The organism is Rheinheimera maricola (assembly GCF_016918075.2).
In the GTDB taxonomy this organism is placed as follows: Bacteria; Pseudomonadota; Gammaproteobacteria; order Enterobacterales; family Alteromonadaceae; genus Alishewanella; species Alishewanella maricola_A.
On the sequence record NZ_JAERPS020000005.1, the window covers coordinates 38,897 to 52,303 of the forward strand.

At 47.1% G+C, this 13,407-nt stretch carries 18 protein-coding genes; 8 read left to right on the forward strand and 10 right to left on the reverse strand.

Annotation, left to right across the window (positions count from 1 at the left end; genetic code table 11):
* Positions 1–8 precede the first annotated feature (8 nt).
* Positions 9–710, reverse strand: coding sequence for a tetratricopeptide repeat protein (locus I4W93_RS13550; RefSeq protein ID WP_205312613.1), 702 nt, complete (start codon positions 708–710; stop codon positions 9–11).
* A 213-nt stretch (positions 711–923) separates the two neighbouring features.
* Here I4W93_RS13550 and I4W93_RS13555 point away from each other — a divergent pair, with 213 nt between their 5' ends.
* The 3 genes from I4W93_RS13555 (at position 924) to I4W93_RS13570 (ending at position 2,198) form a co-directional block, all read left to right on the forward strand.
* Positions 924–1,055, forward strand: coding sequence for an RraA family protein (locus tag I4W93_RS13555; RefSeq protein WP_224673454.1), 132 nt, complete (start codon positions 924–926; stop codon positions 1,053–1,055).
* A 283-nt stretch (positions 1,056–1,338) separates the two neighbouring features.
* Complete coding sequence (locus I4W93_RS13565; protein WP_205312614.1) at positions 1,339–1,767, forward strand: hypothetical protein; 429 nt, start codon at positions 1,339–1,341, stop codon at positions 1,765–1,767.
* 2 nt (positions 1,768–1,769) lie between these two features.
* Entirely contained in the window at positions 1,770–2,198 is a 429-nt protein-coding gene (locus I4W93_RS13570) for a hypothetical protein (RefSeq protein ID WP_205312615.1), read from the forward strand.
* A gap of 75 nt (positions 2,199–2,273) precedes the next feature.
* On the opposite strand, the gene I4W93_RS13575 is transcribed toward I4W93_RS13570, so the two are convergent.
* Both I4W93_RS13575 and I4W93_RS13580 read right to left on the reverse strand, forming a co-directional pair.
* Positions 2,274–2,492, reverse strand: coding sequence for a DUF6500 family protein (locus I4W93_RS13575; RefSeq protein ID WP_205312616.1), 219 nt, complete (start codon positions 2,490–2,492; stop codon positions 2,274–2,276).
* A gap of 19 nt (positions 2,493–2,511) precedes the next feature.
* Positions 2,512–2,886 carry a nuclear transport factor 2 family protein gene (locus I4W93_RS13580; RefSeq protein ID WP_205312617.1) on the reverse strand — a complete coding sequence of 125 codons (375 nt, stop codon included), beginning with the start codon at positions 2,884–2,886 and terminating at the stop codon, positions 2,512–2,514.
* A gap of 453 nt (positions 2,887–3,339) precedes the next feature.
* Between I4W93_RS13580 and I4W93_RS13585 the strand changes: the two genes are divergently transcribed.
* The gene (locus I4W93_RS13585) at positions 3,340–3,957 is read left to right on the forward strand and encodes a hypothetical protein (RefSeq protein WP_205312618.1); all 618 of its coding nucleotides are present in this window, start codon (positions 3,340–3,342) and stop codon (positions 3,955–3,957) included.
* Positions 3,958–3,977: 20 nt separating this feature from the next.
* On the opposite strand, the gene I4W93_RS13590 is transcribed toward I4W93_RS13585, so the two are convergent.
* On the reverse strand, positions 3,978–4,496 hold the full coding sequence (locus I4W93_RS13590; protein ID WP_306660304.1) for an addiction module antidote protein: 519 nt from the start codon (positions 4,494–4,496) through the stop codon (positions 3,978–3,980).
* 209 nt (positions 4,497–4,705) lie between these two features.
* Between I4W93_RS13590 and I4W93_RS13595 the strand changes: the two genes are divergently transcribed.
* Positions 4,706–5,482, forward strand: a complete 777-nt coding sequence (locus I4W93_RS13595; protein ID WP_205312619.1) for an alpha/beta hydrolase — start codon at positions 4,706–4,708, stop codon at positions 5,480–5,482.
* Positions 5,483–5,499: 17 nt separating this feature from the next.
* Here I4W93_RS13595 and I4W93_RS13600 read toward each other — a convergent pair whose 3' ends face one another.
* Positions 5,500–6,204 carry a DUF4386 domain-containing protein gene (locus tag I4W93_RS13600; RefSeq protein WP_205312620.1) on the reverse strand — a complete coding sequence of 235 codons (705 nt, stop codon included), beginning with the start codon at positions 6,202–6,204 and terminating at the stop codon, positions 5,500–5,502.
* 213 nt (positions 6,205–6,417) lie between these two features.
* Between I4W93_RS13600 and I4W93_RS13605 the strand changes: the two genes are divergently transcribed.
* The gene (locus I4W93_RS13605) at positions 6,418–7,038 is read left to right on the forward strand and encodes an SOUL family heme-binding protein (protein ID WP_205312621.1); all 621 of its coding nucleotides are present in this window, start codon (positions 6,418–6,420) and stop codon (positions 7,036–7,038) included.
* 52 nt (positions 7,039–7,090) lie between these two features.
* On the opposite strand, the gene I4W93_RS13610 is transcribed toward I4W93_RS13605, so the two are convergent.
* The 3 genes from I4W93_RS13610 to I4W93_RS13620 all read right to left on the reverse strand — a co-directional run bounded on the left by I4W93_RS13610 (position 7,091) and on the right by I4W93_RS13620 (position 9,364).
* The gene (locus I4W93_RS13610; RefSeq protein WP_205312622.1) at positions 7,091–7,660 is read right to left on the reverse strand and encodes a dienelactone hydrolase family protein; all 570 of its coding nucleotides are present in this window, start codon (positions 7,658–7,660) and stop codon (positions 7,091–7,093) included.
* 107 nt (positions 7,661–7,767) lie between these two features.
* Positions 7,768–8,298 carry a hypothetical protein gene (locus I4W93_RS13615; protein ID WP_205312623.1) on the reverse strand — a complete coding sequence of 177 codons (531 nt, stop codon included), beginning with the start codon at positions 8,296–8,298 and terminating at the stop codon, positions 7,768–7,770.
* 151 nt (positions 8,299–8,449) lie between these two features.
* Entirely contained in the window at positions 8,450–9,364 is a 915-nt protein-coding gene (locus tag I4W93_RS13620; protein ID WP_205312624.1) for an acyl-CoA thioester hydrolase/BAAT C-terminal domain-containing protein, read from the reverse strand.
* A 195-nt stretch (positions 9,365–9,559) separates the two neighbouring features.
* Between I4W93_RS13620 and I4W93_RS13625 the strand changes: the two genes are divergently transcribed.
* Positions 9,560–10,582 carry an RDD family protein gene (locus tag I4W93_RS13625; protein ID WP_205312625.1) on the forward strand — a complete coding sequence of 341 codons (1,023 nt, stop codon included), beginning with the start codon at positions 9,560–9,562 and terminating at the stop codon, positions 10,580–10,582.
* 469 nt (positions 10,583–11,051) lie between these two features.
* Here the strand turns inward: I4W93_RS13625 and I4W93_RS13630 are convergent, their stop codons facing one another.
* A complete protein-coding gene (locus I4W93_RS13630) occupies positions 11,052–11,270 on the reverse strand; it encodes an amphi-Trp domain-containing protein (protein WP_205312626.1) in 219 nt (72 codons plus the stop codon).
* A gap of 213 nt (positions 11,271–11,483) precedes the next feature.
* Positions 11,484–12,896 carry a sodium-dependent transporter gene (locus I4W93_RS13635; RefSeq protein ID WP_205312627.1) on the reverse strand — a complete coding sequence of 471 codons (1,413 nt, stop codon included), beginning with the start codon at positions 12,894–12,896 and terminating at the stop codon, positions 11,484–11,486.
* Between the two features lie 202 nt (positions 12,897–13,098).
* On the opposite strand from I4W93_RS13635, the gene I4W93_RS13640 reads away from it, so the two are divergent.
* Complete coding sequence (locus I4W93_RS13640; protein WP_205312628.1) at positions 13,099–13,398, forward strand: YciI family protein; 300 nt, start codon at positions 13,099–13,101, stop codon at positions 13,396–13,398.
* Positions 13,399–13,407 lie beyond the last annotated feature (9 nt).

Sequence of the window (13,407 nt, forward strand, 5' to 3'; positions counted from 1 at the left end):
TATCCTTATTAATCACAAGATGTTGAATAACCGCTGGCTTTTATCCAAGCGTTGGCCTGCTCCGGATTGCGCGGTACGCCAATGCCACGACAATAAAAGTAGCTGACAAGTTGAGCCGATTTAACGTGCCCGTCTTTGGCTGCACTAAGGTAATAGTTAAAGGCCTGCGGCAGGTTTGCTGCAGTGACGAGACCGGAATCATATGTTTTCGCCAGTGCAAACTTTGCATCGGCACGTCCGCTCTGTGCTTGCTGAATTAAATGCTGCAGGTACTGCGGCGCTGACACCTCGCTTAACTCACCGCTGTGATCTGTAATATAAAAGCTGTCCGGAGCTACAGTGCCGGCAGCCAATTCTGATTTTCGAAACCAGTCCAGCGCCGTGAACTGGTTTTGTTCCACCCCTTCGCCGTTTTCATATAACACTCCTAACTCCCACATGGCTTGAGAGTGATTAAGCCGTGCCGCGTTGGTGAAATGAGACTTCGCAGCCTGGTAATCAACAGTATCTGCGTCATTTTTGGCAATTAAACCCAAAAAATACTCTGCTTCAGCAGAGCCTTGTGCTGCCACCTGCGAGAAACCACTTTTCGCGGTTATATAATCACCACTGTAGAAAGCTTGCTGTGCGGCGCTTAACTTCTCGCCACTCTCAGCTACAGCTAAATTAGCTATAAACAAGCCCAAAATTAAAAACACCGATTTAATCATTAGTTTTGCCTAAAACACGCTGACCTGCGAACAAAGATAACCAATTATAAACATATTTTTCACTTTGACACGACACACAAACTCAAATCAGCGAAAATTGCTTTAGCCGCTACATGCTGTAAATATAATTAACGAGATACGCCAAACGCCACTTGGCGTGCAGGCAGCAGTGCTCTTACCAGTTAATTGGAAAGAACACTAAGTATTCACCCAATGAAAACCGATAAACGTGATTTAGGCGATATCAACTTAACAGTGACCTTCGCCGGAGTAGATTTTATCCCTGGCCAGTTTGTTTATGCCGATAATAATGGTGTGTTAGTGGCGACTAAGCAGTTGGTGTAACGTGATTACTTTAGCGCGTTAATACGCGCCAACGCCTGCGCCCTTGCATCGTTATTACCAGCACCCGCGCCTGAACTCAGCTGCGCTTCGGCCATGCGTAACTCTTTCAGCAATTCAATTTTTTCCTGTTAGTACTTTTTGACGACAGCTTGAAACAAGTTCAATTTCGGTACTGCCCATCCGCCTTTCTTTTGAGGTTTATCAGCCTAGTTCACCAGCAAAAGTTGAAAATTTATTCCATTTGTTTATATTTGGTTAAATTTAAAATCAAGGAAGCAATAATATGGACGTTAAACGCGCAGAATTGAAAGTCACGATAGCCAAGTTAGTCGAGCTGGCATACTCAACGGACAACGATCTTACAGTGAAACTGATGGCTAAATCAGGCAGTACCAAACTGACAATAGATCAGAACGGCAAAGCTACGTTATCGGGTGCAGCAGGCAATCTGACATTTAGCGGCTCACCAGCGTTGGAGCAGATTGGTGCAAATATTAAACGAGTAAGCATAAGTTTCACGCGAGGAAGCGACAATAACGTTAAATACACCGCTACATTCAGCCTGGAAATTATAAGCATGTCGGTATCAGGCGAATTTGATATAGAGGCGCTTATTTTATCCTGCTCAGGCTTATTGTGCCGTGCAGCAAGCGCAATGAAAGGCCGGAATCAAGCTCTTGAGCACCAGTACCAGCAAATAATGGGGAACTAGAGATGAAATATCTTGTTAGCGCCGCAGCCCTATTGGTTTTGCTCGGCTGCACAGCGACAAAGCCAGTTTCTTTGTATCAAACCTACACTGATTACAGCAACCAGATGAATGCCGAAAACGTCGAGCAACTGGCGCCAGCATATTTCAGTTCCAATCTGTTACCACAGTCGTTTAGTGATACTAGCGTCACGCAGCAATTACTGTTTAAAAACATGATGGCTAAACCATCACAGCATCAAGAGTTAGTCACTGGTAATATCGGCTGCCTGGCTGTCCTCGGCCGAGATAATGAACAGCAGCCCCTGCAGTTTAATCTGGCTTATCGTGTTGAGAACGACAGCTGGTTAATTGATCAGGTTCACGTGGTGTTTCTGGAGCAGTCCATTGAACTTCAACCAATAACCAATTGTACTGAGCTGTTTCCCGGTTAATTTAAATAGCTACGCTGGGATAGATTTTATCCCCGGCCAGTTTGCCTATGCCGATAATAATGGCCTGTTGGTGGACTAAAACCCTGCTGTAACCAGCTGCTTTATCTTCAGCGCTTTTTCAAAATGATCCAGCCGGTGGGTTTGGATCCACCAGGTTGCCGCTTCCATTAATAACGCAGGGTCGTCGTTTTTGTTAGCAAAAAAAGCGTAAAACGACACGCCGACTGTCTCGCCTTTGACGAGGATTTTGTTATCACAAACGGCAATAATTTTTTGTCTTAATGCATCGCGCATAGTGCGGTAATTCCTGCGGTTAAAATGGATTACAAGCAGTGCCTTGATGAAAAACCATCTGCCATTTTTCACCATCAAAGCGCCAGATAGAGCTGCGCATTGAGTAGCTTGGGCTATCGTTTTTTGCGCGCTGTATGGTGGCGCGATAAGTCAGCTGCGCCAGTCCATCAGCTAACACGCGGCAGTCGAAATCTTGCTGGGTAATAACAGGCGGAGCTTCAGTTGGCAGGCGCTCAAGCACATCGGCCTTACCAAAACAGCGGCCGGTAGCGGCGATTTCATAGAAATCATCAGCTAGGTAGTGGTTTAGTAGTTCTGCAGATAAACGCGTATCGGGCTGCACCAGTAGCTGTTCCAGTGCTATTAATTGCTGTTTAACAGTGTCGCTATGCACTTTTTTAAATCTCCGGTAAAGCCGGTTGAACACTCAATACTGCCGGGGTAACGTTACCCCAAACTAGGTTGTTTATACGGATAATAATACCAAGACTTTGATATGAAAACCTACGCCTGAGCAGAAGAGGCAAAAGGCAAGACCTGACCCTGAGGACATTTGAGAACCTACGCCTGAGCAGAAGAGGCAAAAGGCAAGACCTGACCCTGAGGACATTGATATCAGCGCATACGCCTGAACAGCAAAGGCAAAAGGCAAAAGGCAAGACATGCTCCTGAAGTCCCGACTGGGCTATAGCGAAAAATAGTTTATTATAATAGGCTTTCAAACTTCTTAATGATAAACAGCAAATTATACTGAGATTTTGCTATCTCAATCACCAAAAGCTCTCTGTTTAAAAGGCAAAGCTATGCGCTTGATAAGTGCACATCACTATACAGTTTAGGAATTTTCATGACCGATCTTGTACTAAAGTTTTTAGAATTAATTGCCGCAGCATTTTCTGGTGCTTGGATAAACCAAAAACTTACTTTAAACCGTGAAAAAAAAGAATTTGATAAAACATTCAAGCTTGTATTCGATAGACTTACTGACCAAGCTAAAAAAGGTTGTTTTACATCATCCAACATGTACCGGAATGTCGTTTGCTTTACTTGTAAGATGCCACTGGAAATTGAACTGCCAAAAATTCCCTCTCCACCAGACTATGAAACTATCAATCGGCTATTTATATCGTACGACAGGTCCAACCAAGATTTAATTGCTGCATTTGAATACATACTTCGGCACTTAAAAAAAATATCAGAGCAACATGAAAAATTCTGCCATTTAAACAGCTATAGTAAATTTGGCGACACAGAAACCAAAAACCACTATATTTTATGGCTTGAACTATATTTTGTTTCGAATGAAGTAAGTCAGAAGCGATATAGCTATAGTCATTCATTCTACAATCAGGAAATACAAAAAAAACCTAGTATTTTCGTTGCAGAAGCACTAAATCTTCCGTATGAGCATACCGAATTTATTGACGAAATTATTAAAAGAAATAAAAGCTCAAGAGTTAGCTAACTCTACAACGTATCTGGCTCTTAAATTAGCTTCGCGTTACCGATAGTTTGCACAGTAATCTGCAACCCCAGAGCTTTGGCTACTTTAGCGACGGTAGCAAAGGTTGGGTTGCCGTCCGGTGAAAAGGCTTTATATAAACCTTCGCGGCTGATGCCGGTATCACGCGCCAGTTGACTCATGTTTTTTGCATTGGCAATAACCCCTAACGCATGCACGATAAACACCGGATCATCAGCCGCTTCTTCAATACAGGCTTCAAGATATAGCTGAATATCTTCGTCAGTTTTAAAAAATACCTCTACCGGCGCGGTATAAACCCGCTTTATCTTGGTTGCCAGCTCAATGCTTAACTCACTTTCGCCATTGATAAAACGGGTAATGGTCGATTTGGCGACGTTAAGATCACGGGCTGCGTCGGCTGCTGTCAGGTTTTTACGCTGCAGGTAGCGTTTAAAATGCACACCGGCCGCTTTGGGCGGGCCAATCAGGCCCATCTCACGCAGGTTTTCACTGCTTAGCAATTCAGTATTGTTTGTCATTTCAAATATTACCTTAACGTTGAAACGCGCGTTGAAATTACTCGGCGAACCTTATGTCAATACAGCTTAGCCCTTGAGCCAACTGTTGAAAAGCGTTGGCGCCAGCGCCTTGCCAGAGAGCTAACCTCTGGCCTCAAACACTGCCGTTTGCTTTAGCCCCGCTATCCGCTAAGCTGCTTTACAATCTTTAACCTACTGCCGGATTTCGCATGCGTATGCTGTTTACTGTTGCAGGCTATGTGCTGGCGGGCTATTGCCTGCTGTGTTTACTGTTGTATTTGCTGCAGCGCCAGCTAATTTATTTCCCCGTGCCGGCCCAGTTGCCGCCAACCGATCCGCTGATTTTGCAGCAAGCCGATGCCACTGTGCTGGTAAGCCAACAGCCGCGCGAAACCAGCCAGGCGCTGTTGTATTTTGGCGGCAATGCCGAGGATGTCAGTGTGGCTTTGCCGGAGTTTGCTGCAGCGTTTCCCGGCCATGCTATTTATCTTATGCACTATCGTGATTATGGCGGCAGTTCCGGCAAGCCCTCAGAGCAGGCATTGGTAGCCGATGCGCTGGCGCTGTATGACCAGCTGAACAGCAAACACAGTGATGTTACGGTAATTGGCCGCAGCTTAGGTTCAGGCGTTGCCGTGCAGCTAGCGGCCCAGCGTAAGGTCGCACAACTGGTGTTGATAACGCCGTTTGACAGCCTGAGCGCGCTGGCACAGCGGCAGTTTGTGCTGTTTCCGGTTAAGTGGTTGCTAAAAGATACCTACAACTCTGTGGCATATACCCCAACCATAAACAGCCGCACACTGATTTTACTGGCAGAGCAGGATGAAATTATCGGCCGTGCTCACACTGAGGCGCTGTACCGCGCCTTTGCGCCTGGTATTGCCAGAGTGAAAAGCTATAGCGGTAGCCACAATACTAACCTGCCCGCTAGCCAGCTTGCCGCCTGGCTTGCTATTGCAACACCTTCAGCCGGATTATCAAATTAGCCGGCCCGGTGCGATAATTACGCCAGTCCTTTCAGGTTGGCGCCTTTTACTATCATCCACAGGCTAAGCGATAACTCGCCGACTAACACCGGCAGCATGATCCACGGGAACAGCTTGGCAGCCACATCAGGAGCCATTAGCAGTGCCAGGGTATTTATCAGATAACAGACACCGGCCAGGCCCAGCATCAGGCCGAGTATTTTGGGGAACAGCTGCGATTTAATAATCAGATAACCGCGGATAATACAGGCCAGGGCAAAAAACAGCAGGCCAATAGCAAAGCCATAACCGTGTAGCTGTATCGCCAGATAAGCTAAGGCGTCGCGCTGCTCTGCTGAAAAGGCGGCTAAATATACGCCGCTGCCTGCCAGCAGCAGTGGTAGCATTAGGGTTAATTTATTGGCTACCAGCATAGCGGTTTGGATCAGGTTAAAACCGGTGGCGGTTAAATTAAGTGCGGCATTTACCCGCTTAAATAACAGATAAAACAGTACGATGATCGGAATGTCTAACAGCTGCATACATAAGTCGGCGACGATGCCGCTGCGCCACAACGTTTGGGCCGCGCTAATTTGCGCTGCGGTTGCAATGGCATCGCCGGCAACAATCAGGTTGCCACGCACCATTGTTTCAAAATACAAACCTAAGCCGATAATTAACAAATAACAGCAGCCGGCAAAACGCACATAGCCCTGCGACATCGCGGTACTGACTGCTGCCATTTTCCACCTATCCTTGTTAGTAACATAATCTGATGCTGCCACAGCAGCCATCTGTTGACACGATGCTGCACCGAAAAGCGGGTTTTGCCTACAAGGTTATTGTTACAACTAATGTCTGAAAATAAGCGCAGGCCTATGCTCTATTTCGTGTTGCTCTTTTTTACGTTTCTGGCCGTATAAAAAACACAGTTATTTACTGACAAAGGATCTACCGTGAAACTATTATTCCCCCTGTTTGCCGCGTTGTTAACTAGCGGTTGTTCAGTGTTTGGCCAAAGCGACGTTGAAACTGCGCCCTATACCCTGCTTAAAGCGGATGCCAGCCAAAATATTGAAGTGCGTAACTATGACAGCATGATTCTGGTGTCTACCGATATGGCTGGCGATGGCCGCAATAGCGCCTTTAGAAAATTATTCGGTTATATCAGTGGCGACAACGAAGGGGCCGTTAGCATAGCCATGACGGCGCCGGTGATAATGGACAACAGCAGCAAGGGCGAGAAAATCGCCATGACAGCGCCGGTGTTTATGCGTAACCGCCCGGGGGATTCGATGATGTCTTTTGTAATGCCAAAAGACTTTACCCTGCAAACCACACCCAAACCGACTAACCCGGAGTTGGTGGTTACTGAGGTTAAAAATTACCAAGTGGCCGCCATTCAGTTTAGCGGCACACTAAGCAGAAGCAACGTGGAAAAACATACTGCCATGCTGCAACAATGGCTGAGCGCTAATGGCTACACAGCAATAAGTGCACCGATAGAAGCCGGCTATAACGGCCCGCTTACCCTGCCGATGCTCAGGCGCAATGAAGTATTAATTGAAATAGATTAACCGCCGCTTGAGTTACACAACGTTAAGCACTTAACCGCAGGCTGATAAACATTTAAGCCAAACGCTTTAGTAATTTACTTAGCTGCTGCTGATAACCGGCCTCAGCAAAAGCTTGTGATGCCGGGTTCATAAAACCGTGAGCGTAGTCTGTACTACCAGCCGTTACGCCCGGCTGTTGTTGTAACTGAGTACAGATATCAGCTACGGCAAAATTTGGCTCGCTGTGACCAAAGATAACCTGCACCGGCACAGCAGGTGTTAACGCCAGATGCTGATGTATTTGGCCGGGGTAAAACAGCACGGCTTGCTTTACCTGGCTCTCGTTAGCCTGCGCTAACGCGCGCCATAACGCAGTTGCACCGGCGCTAAAACCAATGGCCAAGTCAAACGGTCGGGCGGCGTTTTGCAGCGCCTGTTGTGCTATTGCCGCATAGGCATCATGGCCACATTGTGTGCTAAAAGCCGCATAGGCGCGGGCTTCATCAGCAAAATGCTGCATTTGCCCCTGATAAGGGTCGATAAGCTGAACATCAGCGCCAGCCTGACTTAAATCGGCCTGCAGGCGCTCAAGGCCGGCACATAAACCAAAAATATCGCTTAGCACCAGTATATGCGTTGTCACTTTTACTCCTCAAATTAAGCCAGCCAGGCTATCAGATCTCGCCCGGATAGAACCAACAAACGACTTATTTAATGCTTTTTTGCTGCTTTCACCCTAACGCCGGGTATTTAGCGATTGCTGTAGGTTTTATTTGCCTCAAAGGCTTCCAGTTCCAGCGGCGAGTTATCATAGCCGTATTTGAGTAAATCGCTAAAGTGCTGGCTGATTACCTGCTTCAGGCTTGCGCGCTCGATTTGCAGCACATGCACCAGCTCGTGCGCCAGCTTGGGCGTATTTAGCCGGAAGTCTTTTCTGACATAAATCGAGTAACCAAATACCTGAGCATTGTTAATAATGCCATCGCCAATAAAACCTGTGGCCTCACCAACCAACTTCAACATAGGATTGTGATACGGGAATGGCACGGCATCGACGTACACCAGCCTGACCTTTTCCGGGCTTTTAATGCCGATCTCTCTGGCAAGAGCCAGCTGCTCTTCGTTAAGCGGCTCGCCCATTTTTACGCCAGCTGCTTCAGTTTCACTGGCCCAGTCGATATATTGCGGCAGAATAACTGATGAAATAATATTTTGCTGAAATACGATTACTGCGCCGACAAGCGCCAGCAAAAACGCCAGTGCTATGGTTATTTTTTTCATACAACTTACCGTCCGATCTGTAAATAGCGCTTATTATGCTTACCAAACAACTCACTGTCGAAAAAATCTAAGACCGCAGCATATTTAGCCGTTGTACTGGTAAGCCGCAAAGCGCGCGACCAGCCCCTGGCTTCGGCCCCGCAACTTTTCATTAGCGCTGTGATGCCAGCAAAAACTCTACAATCTCGCTTTGATATTGCCTGGCCAGCCCGCCGTGGCCGCCGCCGGCTATTTTTAAATGCTGATATCGATACGGATATTGATGTTGCTGCAGCCGCTGCATAATCCGATCGGACATTTCACTGGATGGCCACAGCTCATCAGCTGTGCCTGAGATAAGTAACACGTCGGCCTGCATTTGCTGCACCGGGATCAGCGCTTGCTGGTAAGCCTGCTTATTTTGCATCGCAATTTCATAGCCCAGGCGAAAATTGCCTTGCAGCAACGGCAGTGCTGATCGCAAGCTAAAAGGCAGAAAAGCAATTGGTTGGCCTTGCCAGCTCCAGGACGAACTGGTGCTATACCACTGTGGGCTGGCAAACACCACGTCACTACCCACCACCGCCACCACAGTGCTGATGTTCGCCGAACGACTGGCCAGTAATAAGGCTAACTCCGCCCCTTTTGACACGCCCAGCACTGACAGTTTCTCTGCGTCGACGGCAGCATTGCTGCGGGTATATTCAATAGCCTCAAGCACCCCGCCAAGCTCTATCCGATCCAAGCCAGATGGAATACCCGGCAAGCCAAAATAACCAACAACCAATAGTGCAAAACCTGCATCCAGATAGGCTTGCCGCTCTGGCGCACTGCGTGTATTGGTCATGCTCATACCACCTTCCGAACCGCCGAAAAACACCAATAGCGGTGCCGGGTTGTTCGCGTTTGCCGTTGCGGGTAAGTACAATTGGCTTTGCACCTTGCCCTGATTAGACAAGGGCACAAACAGGGTAATTAACTGCGGCAGCTGGCTGCATAGCAACAACAGTGTCAGTAGCAAAAGCAAGAGCGTTTTGAGTTTGCTTAATTTTAATGCCTTGGGTGTATTGGATAATGTCGAAAACATAAACCTTTGCCTGAATAACTAAACCTGATGCCTATTGTTTATTAACGGCAGCAGCAACGACAGCGCTTGTTGTCATCGAAATGGGCTGACAAATGTCAGTTCATATTATCTTATCCCGCGTGATGCCAGCTATTGCAATAGCCTTATGGCCTGTTTAGAGTGCGGTGAATTATTACATTGCAGAGCCACATTTTTATGAGTTTGCACCAGTTTGACGGTAATGCCGGCATCACCGAAGTGTCTCCGGGTGTGTATATTGACCTGAACGGTGTTCAACTTACACCGCAGCAAGTACGTCAGGTTGTTACGCCGCATGACTTTACCGTTGCCAATGCGCTTGTTGGCCGTCCGCTGGCAAAGCCATGGCGCCGGGCGATGGCAATAACTCTGGACGGTGTTGTTATTGCCCTGCTTACCTCAGGCAGCTTTTTATTTCTGCTGCCTGTGGCGGCCTATCTGGCTTTGCGCTGCCATATGCAGCAAAACAACCGGCGCCGGAATACTGTTATCACCATCGCGATATTGGCATTATTTTTACTACCCTTAGCGCCGCAAAAAGCCGATGAACGCAGTGACTATAAAGTTAAAGCAGGTTTATTAATTACTGCCAGTGCTATTGCGCTTACCAATACAGATTGCAATGCCCAATGCGCTGATAAGCAGTTAGACAATATCAGCGAACAATTACGTGGCAGTAAGCTTACAGACGACGAAATTGACAGCATGGTCAGAGACTTACTTGAAGAGTCAATTCTGACCCCGGCAGAGCAACAGGCGGCGCTGGATAAGGTAATGCGCAATATTAAGCAGCATCGCCAACAAGCTGCCGGGCAAGCAACGGACCAATTAATTCAAGCTACGACACAACCGGAAACAAACATCTCCTGGTGGCAAAAGTTAGCGCAGTCGGACCACAGTGTGCTGAAATGGTTGCAGGGCATTTTAACCGATTTGGGCATTGGTTTTGGCTGGGCAGTATTTTATTTCACGCTGTTTATCAGTTGGAATGGTGGCCAAACGATTGGTAAAGCCTTTATGGCGATAAAAGTGGTGCAGCTAAATAACACCCCGTTGTCGCTATGGCAGGCATTTGGTCGCCAGGGTGGCTACAGTGCAGGCTTTGCCACCGGCCTATTGGGGTTTATCCAAATATACTGGGACCCAAACCGGCAAGCTATTCAAGACAAAGTAGCCGATACCTTAGTGCTAAAGATATAATCTGAAAATGGCTTATTTAAGCGGGTATTTCCCGTTTGATGCCGTGTTTCTGTGACGTTTGACTGTCAAAATCACGGCCGATAGCCGTTACTGTGCATTGGCCATTCTGCATCAAGCTTTGTACTGCCGCCCCCCAAGCCAGAAAGCTGGGCTTTGTGCATACATTTGGGGTGACAAATGAGAGCAAATCGGCGAGCATCGTTTTTACATTCATGGCAGCATTCATGGTTTGTGAGTTTTGGCGAATGCTCTGTTCGGGAACTGCCTTGAATGTTCCCTTCGCTTCTAACTATTTGTTTTATCTATGCCATTCTTGGGATTTACACCACAAGGGGGAGTTATAGCGGCGAAACCAATGGCACTCAATTGGGTAAGGCTTGTTGATACCAACGATATCAACCTTCGCAGGGGAACATCGTGCTGTTGCCAACAGCCGCCCGGTTGCTACCGGGCAAGCGCAAAGCCAGCGCTAGTTATTTGTCCATTTGATCTGAAACTCAATTTCTTCACTGTCGCCTTCACGCTCGTGTTCAATACTAAACTCGGCGCGCACCGGCACATAGATCCGCTCACCGGCTATTTGGATCTCAAATTTTTCGCCGTTTTCAATGGCATCAGCCAAACGCCGCAGTTTTTCAACAAACTCATGGTTTGGGTAGGTTTTTTCTACATCTCTTGGTGATTTCATAGTTGATCCTCATATTGTGTTAAGCAGCAATAATAACGCCACGGTGCCCCCGCGTAGTTACAACCTGCTAAAAAAGTTTGCTAAGGGTTATTCAGGTATTGCCTGCCATAATGCACTCCGATCACGGCATTACAGACTAAACCAGATCCTTCTTGCAAGCTGCAGCATGATTAAAGGCAGCCGAAGCTGCCTTTAATCATGCAATCTATTTACTTAAAACAACAGGTTTTGGCCGAAGAAAATGGTCGAGACAGTATTAACGAAGATTACCGCCAGGATCAGTGGGATAAAGGTACCCAACGAGAAGTTAACGTATTTTTGCAGCAGTGAGCCAGCAAAAGTGCTGTTTCCCTGGCTTATTTCAGCGTCCAGATTATGTTTTTTCCAGCGATAAATTACGAACAGACATAACAAGAAACCATTCAAAGGTAAGATGGTTTCATAGAAAATGTCGTATACCACATCGAAAAATGATTTATTGATACCGCCATAGCTTAGCAGGTTGCTAAATACCTCAACTCGGCCAAATGACAGCGCACAAATCACAGCCAGCGCTATCATAGCTGCGCCAAGCGAAAACAGCGCCGTGCGGCGGCTTACACCTTTTTGATCCATTAAACTGCATACCGGCACCTCAATAATCGATACCAGGGAAGTTAATGCCGCAAAGAACACCAGTAGGAAAAAGAAAGCGGCAATAAAGCTGGCGCCGAAATAACCAATATCAGCTTGCATAGCCAGAAAGATTTTCGGTAAAAAGGTAAAAATCATGCTGATGCTGGATTCTGACAAAGTGCTTAACTGAATATCAGGGTTAAACGAAAATACCGCCGGCAATATCAACAAGCCTGAACAACATGCCACTAATACCGACAAGCCTGCCACCATTTTGCCGGCGTGCACAATATTGTTGTTTTTCTGAATATACGAGCCGTAAGTAATTAAAATACCCATTGCCAGTGACAACGAGAAAAACGCCTGCGCCAGCGCGCCGTTTAATACCTTACCGGTTAGTTTATCAAACTCAGGAATAAGGAAAAACTTAACGCCCAGCATGGCGTTATCCAGGGTAAACACATAGATAACTAACGCAATTAACATGACAAACAGCATCGGCATTAATACCCGTGCCGCCTTTTCTATGCCCTGCTTTACCCCTCCTTGTAAAATAGCAAAGGTCAGGCCTATCACAATCGCCATATAAACAAAAAGCTCGTTGCTGTTAATAAAGTTACCGAAACTTCCCGCAGCAGCCAGCTCGTTCAACTGGCCCATTACCGACTTACCCAGATAACCGAAGATCCACACGGTAATCACCAGATAAAACACGCCAATCATAAAAGGCGTAATAACCGACATCCAGCCAACCGTGCGCCAGGCGCGGTTTTGACCAATCTCAGTATAAGCTCCCAACGGATTCTTCCGCGTGTGGCGACCTAAACTCATCTCTGCCAGCATCACCGGTAAACAGATAAAGAAGACAAAAAAGGTATACATAATTAAAAATGCGGCACCGCCGTTTTTGCTGGCCATTACCGGAAAGGCGACCAGATTACCGATACCAACGGCTGAACCGGCGGCAGCCAGTACAAAACCGAGGCTGGAACTGAATTGTTCACGTTTCATTGCTACGCGGACTCCCTGAGTTTTTTCTTATTAGAATACCGGGACTTTTGCCCGGTTAATGTTATAGCGCTCTGCATGCTAACAGGCTGTTGCAGTAAATCCTAGCCTCTACTGCTCCGATGCGTTCAACGGCGTTGGAACAAAGGCAAGGATCTGCTATCGTGCGCCAATTTACACTGGCTCTGCAAAAGGACAGCCCACTATGTTCTACATGATTTATTCCGAAGATGTTGCTAACAGTTTAGAACAGCGCCTTGCTACCCGCCCGGCACATTTGGCCCGCTTAGAGCAGCTAAAAAATCAAGGCCACTTATTACTGGCCGGCCCAACACCTGCTATTGACAGCATGGACCCCGGCGCGGCTGGCTTTAGCGGCTCTTTGGTCGTGGCAGAGTTTGCCAGTTTAGCTGATGCCCAAAGCTGGGCCGATGCCGACCCGTACCTGGCAGCCGGCGTATATGCCCGTTCAACCGTAAAACCGTTTAAAAAAGTATTACCTTAAATTGCCAGC